12 protein-coding genes are annotated in these 16,293 nt (G+C 67.5%); 9 read left to right on the forward strand and 3 right to left on the reverse strand.

What is annotated here, in order from left to right; genetic code table 11:
- The first annotated feature begins 90 nt into the window (after nucleotides 1-90).
- The 3 genes from ACOYR3_RS12740 to rsxB all read left to right on the forward strand — a co-directional run bounded on the left by ACOYR3_RS12740 (nucleotide 91) and on the right by rsxB (nucleotide 3,692).
- Complete coding sequence (locus ACOYR3_RS12740) at nucleotides 91-1,188, forward strand: GTP pyrophosphokinase (RefSeq protein ID WP_422842747.1); 1,098 nt, start codon at nucleotides 91-93, stop codon at nucleotides 1,186-1,188.
- A 195-nt stretch (nucleotides 1,189-1,383) separates the two neighbouring features.
- A complete protein-coding gene (locus ACOYR3_RS12745; RefSeq protein ID WP_422842748.1) occupies nucleotides 1,384-2,913 on the forward strand; it encodes a polyhydroxyalkanoate depolymerase in 1,530 nt (509 codons plus the stop codon).
- A gap of 50 nt (nucleotides 2,914-2,963) precedes the next feature.
- Nucleotides 2,964-3,692 (forward strand): electron transport complex subunit RsxB, encoded by a 729-nt coding sequence (gene rsxB / locus ACOYR3_RS12750; RefSeq protein ID WP_422842749.1) that lies wholly within the window; start codon nucleotides 2,964-2,966, stop codon nucleotides 3,690-3,692.
- Between the two features lie 48 nt (nucleotides 3,693-3,740).
- Here rsxB and ACOYR3_RS12755 read toward each other — a convergent pair whose 3' ends face one another.
- Nucleotides 3,741-5,231, reverse strand: a complete 1,491-nt coding sequence (locus tag ACOYR3_RS12755) for a methyl-accepting chemotaxis protein (protein WP_422842750.1) — start codon at nucleotides 5,229-5,231, stop codon at nucleotides 3,741-3,743.
- A 434-nt stretch (nucleotides 5,232-5,665) separates the two neighbouring features.
- Between ACOYR3_RS12755 and dapC the strand changes: the two genes are divergently transcribed.
- The 6 genes from dapC to ACOYR3_RS12785 all read left to right on the forward strand — a co-directional run bounded on the left by dapC (nucleotide 5,666) and on the right by ACOYR3_RS12785 (nucleotide 13,478).
- Nucleotides 5,666-6,871 (forward strand): succinyldiaminopimelate transaminase, encoded by a 1,206-nt coding sequence (gene dapC, locus ACOYR3_RS12760; protein ID WP_422842751.1) that lies wholly within the window; start codon nucleotides 5,666-5,668, stop codon nucleotides 6,869-6,871.
- 11 nt (nucleotides 6,872-6,882) lie between these two features.
- Nucleotides 6,883-7,716: a 2,3,4,5-tetrahydropyridine-2,6-dicarboxylate N-succinyltransferase gene (gene dapD, locus ACOYR3_RS12765; RefSeq protein ID WP_291489996.1), complete on the forward strand. Its 834-nt coding sequence runs from the start codon at nucleotides 6,883-6,885 to the stop codon at nucleotides 7,714-7,716.
- Between the two features lie 161 nt (nucleotides 7,717-7,877).
- Complete coding sequence (locus ACOYR3_RS12770) at nucleotides 7,878-9,041, forward strand: PilT/PilU family type 4a pilus ATPase (RefSeq protein WP_422842752.1); 1,164 nt, start codon at nucleotides 7,878-7,880, stop codon at nucleotides 9,039-9,041.
- Nucleotides 9,042-9,214: 173 nt separating this feature from the next.
- Nucleotides 9,215-10,414 (forward strand): succinyl-diaminopimelate desuccinylase, encoded by a 1,200-nt coding sequence (dapE, locus tag ACOYR3_RS12775; RefSeq protein ID WP_422842753.1) that lies wholly within the window; start codon nucleotides 9,215-9,217, stop codon nucleotides 10,412-10,414.
- The gene (gene prmB, locus ACOYR3_RS12780) at nucleotides 10,411-11,352 is read left to right on the forward strand and encodes a 50S ribosomal protein L3 N(5)-glutamine methyltransferase (RefSeq protein ID WP_422842754.1); all 942 of its coding nucleotides are present in this window, start codon (nucleotides 10,411-10,413) and stop codon (nucleotides 11,350-11,352) included. The genes dapE and prmB overlap by 4 nt, the downstream gene beginning before the upstream one ends.
- A gap of 107 nt (nucleotides 11,353-11,459) precedes the next feature.
- A complete protein-coding gene (locus ACOYR3_RS12785; protein ID WP_422842755.1) occupies nucleotides 11,460-13,478 on the forward strand; it encodes an ABC-F family ATP-binding cassette domain-containing protein in 2,019 nt (672 codons plus the stop codon).
- A 588-nt stretch (nucleotides 13,479-14,066) separates the two neighbouring features.
- Here the strand turns inward: ACOYR3_RS12785 and phbB are convergent.
- Together phbB and ACOYR3_RS12795 are read right to left on the reverse strand one after the other, a co-directional pair.
- Complete coding sequence (gene phbB / locus ACOYR3_RS12790; protein ID WP_422842756.1) at nucleotides 14,067-14,804, reverse strand: acetoacetyl-CoA reductase; 738 nt, start codon at nucleotides 14,802-14,804, stop codon at nucleotides 14,067-14,069.
- Nucleotides 14,805-15,099: 295 nt separating this feature from the next.
- Nucleotides 15,100-16,278, reverse strand: a complete 1,179-nt coding sequence (locus ACOYR3_RS12795; RefSeq protein WP_422842757.1) for an acetyl-CoA C-acetyltransferase — start codon at nucleotides 16,276-16,278, stop codon at nucleotides 15,100-15,102.
- Nucleotides 16,279-16,293: the final 15 nt, after the last annotated feature.

Consider the following 16,293-nt stretch of genomic DNA (forward strand, 5'->3'; position numbering starts at 1 on the left):
GCGGGTTGGGTATGCTCCCGCCATCGTCAAAACAGGTTCACACGGCTGCCGGATGCTTCCGGCTCCCATCCACCGACCCCAAGGCCCCGCATGGCATCGCTTGATTTCGACCTGGAGGAATCCCACTTCCGCGCGTGGTATGCGCAGCAGTCCGGCGCACTGGAGGGCGCCTGCGCCGCGTTCACCGGGCTGGTGGCCTCCGCGGTTGCCCGCGCCGGGGGCGTGGAGGTGGCCAAGGTCGAAGGGCGCGTGAAGGACGTGGACGAGTGCATCCGCAAGTTCGTGCGCAAGTACCGCCCTGCGCTGGAGGAAGGCAACACGCCCTACGAGATCCAGCACTACATCACCGACCTGGTGGGCGTGCGCGTGGTGTGCCTGTACGAGGACGAGCTGGAGAAGATCGCCGCCATCGTGCGGGCGCATTTTGCGGTGATCGACGTGACGGACAAGGTGTCGGCCGTGGAAAGCACGGAGGCCTCGTTCGGCTACAAGGGCCTGCACCTGGACCTCAAGCTCAGCACCGCGGAACGCGCCCTGCCCGAGCACGCGGCCTATGCGCACCTGCCGTTCGAGCTGCAGGTGCGCACCATCATCCAGGACTCCTGGAGCGTCCTGGACCACCGCATCAAGTACAAGAAGTCGATTCCCGGCGAGCTCAAGCGGCGCATCAACGTGCTGTCCGCCCTGTTCGAGCTGGCCGACCGGGAGTTCCGCCAGATCCGGGACGCCACGGCGGCCGAGCTGCTGCAGGCGCCTGACGAGACCGCCGAGCCGGCCCCCGACGGTGCTGCGGCCGACGGTAGCGCCGCTTCGCCGTCGCAGCTCCACGCGTTCAGCAGCGAACTCAATGCCTTCACCTTCCTGAAGATCGCCACGCACTTCTTCAAGGATTTCGAGTTCGAGCCGTCCAAGGTCGACAGCTTTGTGGACGACATCCAGGCCTGGTCGCGCGGCGCCATGACGCGCGCCCGCTTCAACAGCCTGCTGCGCGAGACCGTGGGCGTGGTCAAGCGCTACAAGCAGCATTTCGAGGAACACAACCCACAGGCCAGCTTCAACCCCTATACGGTGATGCGCCACTGCCTGTACCTGAGTAACAAGGCCGCCTTTCGCCCGGCCCTGCGCAACTCCGCCCGCGAGGCGTTCGAGGCCTGGCTCCGGGAAACGGGCGAGCCCAAGGCGTCCTGACGCGTTACAAGGCTCTAGCGCAGTGGGCATTGCGCAAGATGCTACTAATTTTATAGCAATTTTTCAACAAGCCTGTCTGGTGATCGGCCGGGCCCGCCATCTGTCGCCTGCGCGACTCCACATTGGTGGTTTTCCTCCATGCGCGCGTTACCGGGTGCTGCTATATTGCACTGCAACATAACGGAGTTTCGCCCCATGCTGTACCACATTTACGAAACCCAGCGCTCCTTGATGGAGCCGTTCACCGACTTCGCCCAGGCCGCGGCCAAGCTGTTCAGCAACCCGCTGTCCCCGTTCAGCGAGACACCGTTTGCCCAGCGCATGTCCGCCGGCTACGAACTCATGTACCGCCTGGGCAAGGACTACGAAAAGCCCGCTTTCGGCATTCACTCGGTGGACGTGGACGGCGTGGGCGTGGCGGTGCACGAGCGCATCGAGATCGACAAGCCGTTTTGCGAGCTTCGGCGCTTCAAGCGGTTCTCGGACGATCCGGCCACCCTGGCCAAGATCAAGGCGCAGCCGGTGGTGCTCATCGTGGCGCCCCTGTCCGGCCACTACGCCACGCTGCTGCGCGACACCGTGCGCACCATGCTCAAGGACCACAAGGTCTACATCACCGACTGGAAGAACGCGCGGCTGGTGCCCCTGTCCGACGGGGAGTTCCACCTGGACGATTATGTGAACTACGTGCAGGAATTCATCCGCCACCTGCAGGGCGTGTACGGCAACTGCCACGTGATCAGCGTGTGCCAGCCCACGGTGCCCGTGCTGGCGGCCGTGTCGCTGATGGCCAGCCGGGGCGAGACCACGCCCCTGTCCATGACCATGATGGGGGGCCCCATCGACGCCCGCAGGTCGCCCACGGCCGTGAACAACCTGGCCACGAACCGCAGCTTCGAGTGGTTCGAGAACAACGTGATCTACCGCGTGCCCGACAACTTCCCCGGCGCAGGCCGGCGCGTGTACCCGGGCTTCCTGCAGTACACCGGCTTCGTGGCCATGAACCCGGACCGCCACGCCACCAGCCACTACGACTACTTCAAGGACCTGATCAAGGGCGACGACGCCAGCGCCGAGGCCCACCGCAAGTTCTATGACGAGTACAACGCCGTGCTCGACATGGACGCGGACTACTACCTCGAAACCATCCAGACCGTCTTCCAGGACTACAAGCTGGTCCATGGCACCTGGGACGTGCGGTCTCCGGACGGCACCATCGAGCGCGTGCGGCCGCAGGACATCAAGACCACCGCGCTGCTCACGGTGGAAGGCGAGCTGGACGACATCTCCGGCTCGGGCCAGACCCGTGCCGCCCACGACCTGTGCAGCGGCATCGTGCACAAGGAGCAGCAGCACCTGGAAGTCCAGGGAGCAGGCCACTACGGCATCTTCAGCGGCCGCCGCTGGCGGGAAGTGGCGTACCCGCAGGTGCGCGCTTTCATCCAGCAGCACGAGCAGCCCCAGCGCCAGGCGCCGGCCAGCACGCCCGCCAACGCGGCCGAAACGCCGGACGACAATCCGCCCCGCCGCGCAGCGGCCAAGGCGGCCGCCCCGCGCGCTGCTGCGCCGGCGCAGGCGGCTGCAAAAGCCGCCACCGTGGCAACCCGCTGGGTGACGCCGGCCGTGGGCAGCGCCGCGCAAGCCGAGCGGGCCGAACCCGCCGCAGCCCCCGCGAAGGTGGGTGCCGCGCCCCGCACCCGCCGCAGCGCGGCGCGCAAGGCTTGAGCCCGCAGCAGTCCGCAGCGCCGTCTCCAGCGCGGTCCCCAGCACCGTCTGTGCCCCCTGCCCGCCAGGCCGCGCCGGCGGATGCGGCGCTGGCGGCCCGGATCGACGCGGCGCTGCCGCAAACCCAGTGCACCCGCTGCGGATACCCGGACTGCGCCGCCTATGCGCGCGCCATCGCCGAGGACGCCGCCCCCATCAACCAGTGCCCCCCGGGCGGTGCCGAGGGCGTTGCCCGGCTGGCGCAGATCACGGGCCGCCCGGCCCTGCCGCTGAGCGCCGAGCACGGGGTGGAGGCACCGCGGTCCGTGGCCTGGATCGACGAATCCTGGTGCATCGGCTGCACCCTGTGCATCAAGGCCTGCCCCACGGACGCCATCGTCGGCTCCCACAAGAAGATGCACACCGTCATCGAGCCGCATTGCACGGGCTGCGAGCTGTGCATTCCCGTGTGCCCGGTGGATTGCATCCAGCTGGAAAACGCCAGCGGCTCCGCCACCGGCTGGGCGGCATGGTCACCCGCGCAGGCGCAGGAAGCCCGCCAGCGCTACCAGGCACACCGCGAACGGGTGCCGCTGGAAACCGTGAACGACACAGGGGATGCCGGCGACGCGGCAGCGCAAGACCGGCAAGACCGCTCTCTGGCCGTCCCCGGTGCGCCCCAGCCGGCAGCCACCTCTGCGGCTGGGGCCACGGCCGATGCCGCAGCAGCATCGCGCCAGGCGGCAATTGCTGCCGCCCTGGAACGCGCGCGGCAACGGCGCGCGGCCGGCCCGCAGTAGTCCACAGCCCGGTCTACGCCCGTCCTGCGGCCTGCTGGAGGGGTGGGGTCAGCGCGCCGCGAGCGTCTTGTACACGCCGCAGCCCACGTACAGGTCGCCCACGCGGCTGACATAGGACATCTTGGTCTGCACGCTGCCCGTGGCGGGGTTGGTGATGTCGTACTCCACCCAGCCCGGTTCGCGGTCGGCCTGCGCGACGATGTCGCGCACCAGCTGGTCGCCGGCGATGCCGGGAATGTCCTGCACTCGCGTGCCCACCTTGGCCGGGTTGCCGCCAAAGCCCAGGTAGGTGCCCGCCGTGTCCAGCACGAACACGTACATGTCGCGGTCGTGGTAAGGCTGGTGCTTGTCGGTGATGCTGCGCAGGAATTGGTCGCGCGAAGTGGTCTTGTGCAGCGCCACCGCCTTGCGCACCAGGGCTACCGCCTCTTCGGCCGTGCCCTGCTGCAGGCGGAACGCGGACACGGCGCGCGACAGGGTGGACGCGCGGCTTTCCAGGGCCTCGGCCTGGTACACGGCATGCCCCACCATCTGCGCGTTGTGCTGGGTGATCTGGTCGAGCTGCTGCACCGCAGCGCTCACCTCGCGCAGGCCGGTGCTCTGCTGCGCGCTGGAGCCCGAGATCTCGCTCATGCTGGCCGCCACGCTGCGAATGCCCCGCGCCATGCCCGAGATGCCTTCGCCCGCCGAGCGGATCAGCCCGGCGCTGGTTTCCACCTGGTTCACCGACGTGCCGATCAGCTCGCGGATCTCATGCGCGGCGTCGCTGGAGCGCTTGGCCAGCATGCGCACTTCCGACGCCACCACGGCAAAACCCCGGCCCTGCTCCCCGGCCCGGGCCGCCTCGACGGCCGCGTTCAGGGCCAGGATGTTGGTCTGGAACGCGATGCTGTCGATCACGCCGATGATCTCCGTCATGCGGCGCGCCCCCTGCTGGATGGCCTCCACCGACTGCACGGCGCGCTCCATGGCTTGCGCGCCCACATCGGCCGCGCCGCGCACCTGGGCCGCCTGGGCGTCCGCGCTCTGCGCCGTCTGGGCGTTGTTCTGCACCGCCGACGACAGCTGCTCCACGCTGGCGGCCGTCTGCTCCAGGTTGGCCGCCTGCTGCTCGGTGCGCTCCGCCAGGGCCCGGCTGCCCTCGGCCAGGCTTTCCCCGGCATGGGCCACCAGGGCCGCGTTGCTGCGGATGTCGGCCACCATGGAGGACAGGGCCAGCACCATGCGGTCCAGCGATCCGGCCATTTCGCCGATCTCGTCGCGGCCGTAGTGGCTGGCGGGCTGGACGCGCAGGTCGCCGCCTTGCGTCAGAGCCACCGTCCGGGCCAGGCCCGCCAGGTCGGCCCGCAGGCTGGCATACAGCGCCCACAGCGCATAGGCCACCAGCCCTGCGGCCAGAGCCACGGCCCACCAGGGGCTGCCGGCCAGGGCCACGGCCAGCGCCGCGGCCACGGTCAACGCCAGCGAGAGCAGCTTGCCCGGCAGATGCCACCTGCGCATCCACCAAAGCCCCGGGCGCAGCGGTAGGAATCCTGGCATCTTCTTGTCTCCTCTGTCGTTCTTGTCAAATGGCGCGAATCTAGGGGGGCGCACTTACGAAGGATTGACAGGCCCACAGGTCGTACGGCTACCAGGCGCGGGAGGAGACCGCAGCCCGGGAACCCTGTAAGAACGTGTTTACGATCTCGCAGGGGATCGCGTTGGAGCGCAATCGGGAAGAGTGGATGCTTCGGATGCGCCGCATGGGCTCATGCCCATGCAAGCAGCCGGGGCGTCCAATCACCCGATTTCGCTCCAACCCTTCGGGCAGCGGCCTTTGCGGGCGGTCTGCGGCGTTGCGGCGCTTGTGGATAGCCGAGCTATCCACGGCGCACCGCGCCTTGCATCCCCTCCCGCAAAGACCGCTGCGCGACCCCTGGGAGATCGTAAACACGTTCTAAACCCGCGCGGGGCATCGCCCATAATGGCGGCCCATGAATCCCCTGCTTTCCCACCTCCAGCCCTATCCGTTCGAGCGTCTGCGGCAACTCTTTGCGGGGGTGACGCCTCCGGCGGCGTATGGCCCCATCAGCCTGGGGATGGGTGAGCCACGCCATCCTACACCCCAGTTCATCAAAGATGCACTCAGTAACAACCTGAATGGCCTGGCCAGCTATCCCGCCACCGCGGGCGACCTGGCCTTGCGCGAAGCCTTCACCCGCTGGCTGCAGCGGCGCTATGGTGTCGGGCTCAACCCGTCCACGCAGGTACTGCCCGTCAACGGCTCCCGCGAAGCGCTGTTTGCCTTTGCCCAGACCGTCGTCGATCCGTCGCAAGGGCAGGCGCTGGTGGTCTGCCCCAACCCGTTCTACCAAATCTACGAGGGCGCGGCCCTGCTGGCGGGGGCGCAGCCCTACTACGTCGCCAGCGACCCCTCGCGCAACTTCGCCGTCAACTGGGACGCCGTTCCGGAAACGGTCTGGCAGCGCACCCAGCTGCTCTTTGTGTGCTCCCCCGGCAACCCCACCGGCGCCGTGATGCCGCTGAGCGAGTGGAAGCGGCTCTTCGAGCTGAGCGACCGCTACGGCTTCGTGATCGCTTCGGACGAGTGCTACAGCGAAATCTACTTCCGCGACGAGCCGCCCCTGGGTGGCCTCCAGGCGGCCGACCAGCTGGGGCGCAGCGACTACAAGAACCTGATTTCCTTCACCAGCCTGTCCAAGCGCAGCAATGTGCCGGGCATGCGCAGCGGCTTCGTGGCGGGCGATGCGGCCCTTATCAAGGCCTTCCTGCTGTACCGCACCTACCACGGCAGCGCCATGAGCCCGGTGATCCAGGCGGCAAGCATCGCGGCCTGGGGTGACGAGCAGCACGTGGTGGAAAACCGCACGCTCTACCGCAAGAAGTTCGCCCAGGTCACGCCCCTGCTGGCCGGCGTCATGGACGTGGCGCTGCCCGATGCCGGGTTCTACCTGTGGGCCAAGGTCCCCGACGCCCTGGGAATGGACGACGCAGAGTTCGCACGGGCTCTCCTGGCTCAATACAATGTCACGGTGCTCCCTGGGAGCTACCTGGCCCGCGAGGCCCAGGGCAGCAATCCTGGCGCCCAGCGCGTGCGCATGGCCCTGGTGGCCGAAGCCGAAGAATGCGTGGAAGCCGCGCTGCGCATCGTGCAATTCATCCAATCCCGTACTGCCTGACAGACCACACCATGACCCAACAATTGCAAACCATCATCGACAACGCCTGGGACAACCGCGCCAGCCTCTCGCCCGCCGCGGCCCCCAAGGAAGTGCAGGACGCTGTCGAACAGGTGATTGCCGAGCTGAACAATGGCACGCTGCGCGTGGCCACGCGCCAGGGCGTGGGCCAGTGGACGGTGCACCAGTGGATCAAGAAGGCGGTGCTGCTGTCGTTCCGCCTGAAGGACAACGAAGTCGTCAAGGCGGGCGACCTGGGTTTCTATGACAAGGTGCAGACCAAGTTCGCCCACCTGTCCGAAGACGAGATGAAGGCCACCGGCGTGCGCGTGGTGCCCCCGGCCGTGGCGCGGCGCGGCAGCTTCATCGCCAAGGGCGCGATCCTGATGCCGTCGTACGTGAACATCGGCGCCTACGTGGGCGAAGGCACCATGGTCGACACCTGGGCCACCGTGGGCTCGTGCGCGCAGATCGGCGCGGGCGTGCACCTGTCGGGCGGCGTGGGCATCGGCGGCGTGCTGGAGCCGCTGCAGGCCGGCCCCACCATCATTGAAGACAACTGCTTCATCGGCGCTCGCTCCGAGGTCGTCGAAGGCGTGGTGGTCGAGGAAAACTCGGTGCTGGGCATGGGCGTGTACCTGGGCCAGAGCACGCCCATCTTCAACCGCGCCACCGGCGAGATCAGCTACGGCCGCGTGCCCGCCGGCTCGGTGGTGGTGAGCGGCAACCTGCCCAAGACGGCCGCCAACGGCGCCCCCTACAGCATGTACGCCGCCATCATCGTCAAGCAGGTGGACGCCCAGACGCGCTCCAAGACCAGCATCAACGACCTGCTGCGCGACTAAATGAACGACACCCCCCTGCTGAGCGGCGGCACCACTGCCCCGCCCCGCCCGCACCAGCCCGGCGCCGCCTGTGCGGCCGCGCGGCCGGGGCGCGCGGGGGCCGCTCCAGGCGGGTGCCCGTTTTCCAGGGCCGAAGAGCCCATGATTCGGAGGGACACCCCATGAGCACGATGGAACGGATTCTTCGCCTGATGGCCGAGAAAAAGGCTTCCGATGTCTATCTGTCGGCCAATGCCCCGGCGCTGATCAAGATCAACGGCGAGTGCATCCCGATCAACAACCAGATCCTGCCGCCGGACGCCCCGCGCAACCTGCTGTCCGAAGTGGTGCCGCCCGACCGTGTCGAAGAGCTGGAGGAAACGGGCGAGCTCAACATGGGGGTTCCCATCAGCGGGGTGGGCCGCTTCCGTATCAGCGCCATGCGCCAGCGCGGCAGCTACGCGGTGGTGGTCCGCTTCATCTCCCAGCAGATCCCCGAGTTCGAGTCGCTGGGGCTGCCGACGGTGCTGCGCGACCTGATCATGGAAAAGCGCGGGCTCATCCTGGTGGTGGGCGCCACGGGGTCGGGCAAGAGCACCACCCTGGCCTCCATGATCGACACCCGCAACGAGGCACTCACGGGGCACATCCTCACCATCGAGGACCCGGTCGAATACCAGTTCCGCAACAAGAAGTCGATCGTCAACCAGCGCGAGATCGGCAGCGACACCCAGTCGCTGCAGACGGCGCTGAAGAACGCCCTGCGGCAGGCGCCCGACGTGATCCTGATCGGCGAAATCCGCGACCGGGAAACCATGTCGGCCGCCATTGCCTACGCGCAGTCCGGCCACCTGTGCCTGGCCACGCTGCACGGCAACAACAGCTACCACGCGCTCAACCGGATCCTGTCCTTCTACCCGGTCGAAGTGCGCCCCACCATGCTGGGCGACCTGGCTTCGGCGCTCAAGGCGGTGGTGTCGCAGCGGCTGGTGCGCAAGTCCGACGGCGGCCGCGTGCCGGCCGTGGAGGTCATGCTCAACTCCAAGCTCGTGTCCGAGCTGGTGGAAAAGGGCGACTTCTCCGGCGTGCGCGAGGCCATGGAAAAGTCCATGGCCGAGGGCTCGCAGACCTTCGAGGAGGCCCTGGCCGTGTTGATCAAGGATGGCAAGATCGACCGCAAGGAAGGCCTGGCGTACGCCGACTCGCCCACCAACCTGATGTGGCGCCTGCAGAACGACTTCTCGCTGGCGGCCAAGGCCGCCAAGGCCCAGAAGGAGGCCCGCGACGCGCCCGACGACCTGCCCTCGTTCACGGAAATCGTGCTGGACGTGAAGCCGGCGGGGTGAGAATCCCCTGAGCGCCGCGTCGACACCGCGCCCCTTCGGGGGAGCCGCGCCCCTGCTGTGTGCGGCCCCGGCATGGCCGTATCTGCCTCGTCTGCCGGGCCGTGCGCATGCTGCCGCGCAGCCCCGCGTGCTGCGGGAGTTCCGCAACCTTTTTTGTACGCCCTGCCCACCCCATGTCCCGCACCTTGCACCTGGCTGAACAGCTGATCTCCCTGCCCTCCACCACCCCCGACGATGCGGGCTGCCTTGAGCTGCTGGCGGCACGGCTCGCGCCGCTGGGGTTCACCTGCGAGCGCCTGGACAGCGGCCCGGCGGACTTCCGCGTCAGCAATTTGTGGGCAAAAATGCCTGCAGCGCTTGCTGGGCAAGCGCAAGCAGCTATCAAAACCGTAGTCTTTGCCGGCCATACCGATGTGGTGCCCACCGGCCCGCTGGCCCAATGGAGCAGCGACCCGTTCGTGCCCACCCACCGGGACGGCCGCCTGTATGGCCGCGGCGCCAGCGACATGAAGACCTCCATCGCCGCCTTCGTGGTCGCCGTGGAGGAGTTTCTGGCGGCCACGCCCGCGCCGCTGCTGAACCTTGCCTTCCTGCTGACCAGCGACGAGGAAGGCCCGTCGGTGGACGGCACCAAGGTGGTCGTGGAGCAGTTGCAGGCGCGCGCCGAACGGCTGGACTACTGCATCGTGGGCGAGCCGACCTCGGTCGAGAAAACCGGCGACATGATCAAGAACGGTCGCCGCGGCACCCTCAGCGGCAAGCTCACGGTGCGGGGCATCCAGGGCCACATTGCCTACCCGCAACTGGCGCGCAACCCCATCCACCAGGCCGTGCCCGCCCTGGCGGAACTGGCCGCCACCGCCTGGGACGCAGGCAACGCCTTCTTCCCGCCCACCAGCTGGCAGATCAGCAACATCCACGGCGGCACCGGCGCCACCAATGTGATCCCCGGGGACGTGGTGGTGGACTTCAACTTCCGCTTCTCCACCGAATCCACGGCCGAAGACCTCAAGCAGCGCGTGCACGCGGTGCTGGACCGCCACGGCCTGGAATACGACCTGCGCTGGACGCTGGGGGGCGAGCCTTTCCTCACCACCCCGGGCGAGCTGGTCCATGCCGTGCAGCAGGCGATTGCCGCCGAAACCGGGCTGGCCACCGAGCTGTCCACCACCGGGGGCACCAGCGACGGCCGCTTCATCGCCCGGATCTGCACGCAGGTCATCGAGCTGGGGCCGCCCAACGCCAGCATCCACAAGATCGACGAGCACGTGGTGGTGGCCGATATCGAGCCGCTCAAGAACATCTACCGGCGCACGCTGGAGAACCTGCAGGCGCAGGCCGAAGGCCAGGCCGGCGGATCGGAGCGCGCATGAGCGCCCCCGCACCGCAGCCCGCCGCCCTGCCCGTGGGCACCACGGTGGGCGCGCTCGTCGCCTCGGGTGCCCAGTGCCTGGCAGATGCCGGCGTCTCGTTTGGCCACGGCACCACCAATGCCCACGACGAGGCCGCCTGGCTGGTGCTGTGGCGCCTGGGCCTGCCGCTGGACAGCGACCTCTCGGACGCGCCCGGTTCCCTGAAAGACCAGCCCGTCGCCCCCGCTGACCAGGCGCTGGTGGCCGCCTTGTTTGCAGAGCGCATCACCAGCCGCAAGCCCGCGGCCTACCTCACGCGCGAGGCCTGGCTGCAGGGGGTGCCGTTCTACGTGGACGAGCGCGCCATCGTGCCCCGCAGCTTCATTGCCGAGCTGCTGGTGGACGGCGGCGTGGATGAATTCCTGAGCGACCGCACCCAGCAGGTGCTGGACCTGTGCACCGGCAACGGCAGCCTGGCCGTGCTGGCCGCCATGGCGTGGCCCGAGGTTCAAGTGACCGGCGCGGACATCTCGCCCGACGCCCTGGCCGTCGCGCAGATCAACGTGGCCCGGCACGGCCTGCAGGACCGCATACGGCTGCAGCTGTCCGACGGCCTCGGCGCCCTGCCCGGCCCCTGGGACCTGATCCTGTGCAACCCGCCCTATGTGAATGCCACCAGCATGGCCGCCCTGCCGGCCGAGTACCGTGCCGAGCCGGAGCTCGCACTGGCTGGCGGTACCGACGGCATGGACTTCGTGCGCCGGCTGTTCGCGCAGGCCCCCGCCTGCATGAGCGAGGGCGCCGTGATGGTGCTGGAGATCGGCAACGAACGCGCCCATTTCGAAGCGGCCTTCGCCGAGCTGCCGGTTTTCTGGCTCGACACCAGCGCGGGCGAAGACCAGGTATTGCTGGTCACCCGCGAGGCGCTGGCGGCCTACGCCCGGCTCACGGCACAATAGAGCCCTTGCAGGCCGCCCCGGGCGGCCCGATTGCGGCCGTTACGGCCCGCGCATTGTTTCGCATGCATGCCACCCGCCTTGCGCGGGTGTGCTTTTTCTGGTCTCCCATGATCACCCTCAAGAACGTTACCCTGCGGCGGGGCACGAAAGTCGTGCTCGACAGCGTGTCCGCCACCATCAATCCCGGCGAAAGCGTGGGCCTGGTCGGGCGCAATGGCGCCGGCAAATCCAGCCTGTTCGCCCTGCTCAGCGGCAAGCTGCACGAAGACGGCGGCGACTTCCACATCCCGTCCAGCTGGCGGATGGCCGAAGTCGCGCAGAACATGCCCGAGACCGACCAGCCGGCCACCGCGTTCGTGCTGGAGGGCGACACGCGCCTGACGGAAGTGCAGCGCCAACTGGCTGAGGCCGAGGCCAGCGACGACGGCATGGCCATCGCCCATGCCTACTCCGACCTGCACGATGCCGGCGCGCACGACGCCGTCGCCCGCGCGCAGGCGCTGATCCTGGGCCTGGGCTTTCGCGCCAGCGAGCTGAACCACCCCGTCAACAGCTTCTCCGGCGGCTGGCGCATGCGGCTGCAGCTGGCCCGCGCCCTCATGTGCCCCAGCGATCTGCTGCTGCTCGACGAGCCGACCAACCACTTGGACCTGGACGCCCTGGTCTGGCTGGAGTCCTGGCTCAAGCGCTACACGGGCACGATGATCGTCATCAGCCACGACCGGGAATTCCTGGACGCGGTCACCAACGTTACCTTGCAGATCCAGAGCGGCCAGCTGACCCGCTACGGCGGCAACTACAGCAAGTTCGAGGAACTGCGCGCGCAGCAGCTGGAACTGCAGCAGGCCAGCTACGCCAAGCAGCAGGAAAAGATGGCGCACCTGCAGCGCTTCATCGACCGCTTCAAGGCCAAGGCCAGCAAGGCCAAGCAGGCCCAGAGCCGCGTCAAGCAGCTGGACCGCATGGAGAAAATCGCGCCCGTCCTGGCCGAGGCCGACTTCACCTTCGAGTTCAAGGAGCCCGCCAACCTGCCCAACCCGATGCTGGCCATCAGCGACGCATCGTTCGGCTACGTGGACGAGGAAGGCACGCCGACCACCATCCTCACCGGCGTCAACCGCTCCGTGCTGGCCGGCCAGCGCATCGGCATCCTGGGCGCCAACGGCCAGGGCAAGTCCACGCTGGTCAAGACCATTGCCCGCACCATGAAGCCGCTGGCCGGCAGCATCACCGAAGGCAAGGGGCTGAACATCGGCTACTTTGCCCAGCAGGAACTGGACGTGCTGCGCCCGGCGGAAAACCCGCTGGAGCACATGGTCCGCCTGGCCAAGGAGCTGGGCCCCGACGCCAAGCAACCCAGCCGCGAACAGGACCTGCGCAGCTACCTGGGCAGCTTCAATTTCACGGGCGACATGGTCAAGCAGGCCGTGGGCACCATGAGCGGCGGCGAAAAGGCCCGCCTGGTGCTGGCCATGATCGTCTGGCAGCGCCCCAACCTGCTGCTGCTGGACGAGCCCACCAACCACCTGGACCTGGCCACGCGCGAAGCCCTGGCCATGGCGCTCAACGACTTCGACGGCACGGTGATGCTGGTCAGCCACGACCGGGCGCTGCTGCGCTCGGTGTGCGAGGACTTCTGGATGGTGGGCCGCGGCGTGGTGGGGCCGTTCGACGGCGACCTGGACGACTACCAACGCTACCTGCTGGAGGAATCGCGGCGCCTGCGCGAAGAGGCCCGCCTGGCCGAGCAGCAGGCCGCGGCGGCATCCGCCCCGCCGGCGCCAGCGCCGCCCCCTGCCGCGCCCGCCACCGCAGCCCCGGCCCCGGCCGCCCCGGTCCGCGACCAGCGCGAGCAGCGCAAGCTGGACGCCCAGGCCCGCCAACAACTGGCCGAGAAGACGCGCCCGCTCAAAAAAGAACTGGAACAGATCGACAAGCGCCTCGCGGCCCTGGCGGCGGAGCGCACCGAACTGGAGCATCGGCTCGCCGAAACACTGCCCCCCGCCGAGATTGCGGAGTGCGGCCGCCGCCTCAAGGCCGGCCAGGACGAAACCGCGCAGCTGGAAGAACGCTGGCTGGAAATTTCAGGGTCGCTGGAAGAAATTTCGGCCCAGGCCGCCGGCTGAAGTGTAATTTCTTGTGTTTTTCCGCCCGTCTTTTTGACACCCAGCGCTTGCACAATCTGCGCAGAGCGCTACATAAAAGATAGCAAATCCGAGGCGTCACATTCGGGCACGTGCCGTTGCTTTTTTTTGCGAAACACTGTCAACGGCCGCGCAATGGCCTGCGTTGTGGGTACATCACAGGAGTTTTTCCACCATGAACACCACCGCAATCATGTCTGCTTGGCCCGAAGACGAACGCGATCGCAAGCGCGCTCCCGCCCGCTTCTGAGAAGCGCAACTTGCAAGTTCCTGCGCCTGGGCTGTGCCGCCACCTAGCAAAAGCAGGAATCATGCCAAACAATGGCTTCACGACTGACCTGATGCGGCGCTGGATGAAAATCCAAGGATGAAGACCCGGTTTCGCTCCGGCAGTTCCCTGACAAAAAAAGACCCCGCATTGCGGGGTCTTTTGCTTGGTGCGGCGGGGTACCGCGTTGCGGCACCGCAAGGGACGCTCTGCACGAATCGAGGGAAAGTGGGCGCAGCAGACCCCACGGGACCGCAGATGCACACGGTGCGAAGGATTCCTCAAGAGAATCCCAAGCCCCCTCAGCCCATGTGCAGGCCGCCGTTCACCGAGAAGTCGGCGCCCGTGGCATAGCCGCCTTCTTCGGAGGCCAGCCAGGCGATGATGGAGGCAATCTCGCTGGGCTCGCCCAGGCGCTTCACCGGCACGGTCGAGACAATTTTTTCCAGTACGTCGGGGCGGATGGCCTTGACCATGTCCGTTCCGATGTAGCCAGGGCTCACCGTGTTGACGGTGACGCCCTTCGTGGCCAGTTCCTGCGCCAGGGCCATCGAAAAACCATGCATGCCGGCTTTTGCAGCCGAATAGTTCGTCTGGCCGGCCTGGCCCTTTTCGCCATTGACCGAACTGATGTTGATGATGCGGCCCCAGCCCTTTTCCACCATGTCCGCCACCACCTGCTTGGTGACGTTGAACATGCTGTTGAGATTGGTCTCGATGACGGCATCCCAGTCCTCGCGCGACATCTTGAGGAACATGCGGTCACGCGTGATGCCGGCGTTGTTCACCAGCACATCGATCGGGCCATGGTCGTTCTTGGCCTTGGTGAACGCTTCCACCGTCGAGTCCCAGTCGCCCACATTGCCCACCGATGCATAGAAGGTGAAACCGTGCGCCTTCTGCTCGGCCAGCCACTTGGCGTGGTCGCGGGTGGGGCCGCAGCCGGCGATGACCTTGAAGCCTTCCTTGTGCAGGCGCTGGCAAATGGCTGTACCGATGCCCCCCATGCCGCCCGTGACATATGCGACTTTCTGGCTCATGTGATTTCTCCTTGTTGGTTAACGTCTCAGCAGCCACTCTACCCAAGAAACAGGCCACTGCCGTGGAGGAAAACACTGAACCCCTTTCATTTTTGACATATCCGCATGCTTCACACGTTTGACACGCATCATGGCGCTGCGCCGGGCCCCGTGCGCAGCTTCTGCACGCGGGCTTGCGCCGCCACCCCGGCGTGAGACAACGGTGCCGACAAGCAGCAACAAAAAGACGCAAAAAAAGCCGCGTCGGTGCGCGGCTTCTTCAGCTGGCCTGCGGGGGCAGGCGCGTGTCAGCGCGTCAGCGTTCCAGCGCCAGCGCCACCCCCATGCCGCCCCCGATGCACAGGGCGGCCAGGCCCTTCTTGGCATCACGGCGCTGCATTTCGTGCAGCAGCGTCACCAGGATGCGGCAGCCCGAGGCGCCGATGGGGTGCCCGATGGCGATAGCACCGCCGTTGACGTTGACCTTGGCCGGGTCGATGGCGAGCTCCTTGTTCACGGCGCAGGCCTGGGCGGCAAAAGCTTCGTTCAACTCGAACAGATCCACGTCGGCCGCGCTCCAGCCCGCGCGCTGCAGTGCCTTGCGCGATGCGGACACCGGGCCCATGCCCATGATGGCCGGGTCCAGCCCGGAGGTGCCGAACGAGGCGATGCGCGCCAGCGGCTTGAGGCCCAGCGCCGCGGCCTTCTTGGCCGTCATCACCACCACGGCAGCGGCGCCGTCGTTGATGCCCGAGGCGTTGCCGGCCGTCACGCTGCCGGCCTTGTCGAAGGCCGGGCGCAGGCCCGCCAGGGCTTCGGCATTGGTCTTGCGGTTGAGGTATTCGTCGGCATTGAAGACGACGGGGTCGCCCTTCTTTTGGGGAATGCTCACGCCCACGATTTCATCCGCGAACTTGCCCGCGTCCTGGGCGGCGGCCGCCTTCTGCTGGCTGGCCAGTGCCAGGGCATCCTGCATGTCGCGGGTGATGCCGTATTGCTTGGCCACGTTCTCGGCGGTGATGCCCATGTGGTACTGGTTGTACACGTCCCACAGGCCGTCCACGATCATGGTGTCGACCAGCTTCCAGTCGCCCATGCGCTGGCCTTCGCGCGAGCCGTTGAGCACGTGCGGTGCCAGGCTCATGTTCTCCTGGCCGCCAGCGACCACGATCTCGCTGTCGCCCCAGGCCACGGCCTGGGCCGCCAGCATCACGGCCTTCAGGCCCGAGCCGCAGACGGCATTGATGGTCAGCGCCGGGGTTTCCTTGGCCACGCCGGCCTTCATCGCGGCTTGGCGTGCGGGGTTCTGGCCCACGCCGGCGGCGAGCACCTGGCCCATGATGACCTCGCCGATCTGGTCGGCGGAGAGGCCCGCGCGGGCAATGGCCTCGCGGATGACGACGGAGCCCAGCTCGGTCGCGGGCGTCTTGGCCAGGGCGCCACCAAACTTGCCCACGGCAGTGCGGGCGGCCGAAACGATGACGATGTCTTCCATGGAATGTCCTTGTGG

The sequence above is a fragment of the Acidovorax sp. M2(2025) genome (assembly GCF_049330835.1).
Classification (GTDB): Bacteria; Pseudomonadota; Gammaproteobacteria; order Burkholderiales; family Burkholderiaceae_C; genus Acidovorax.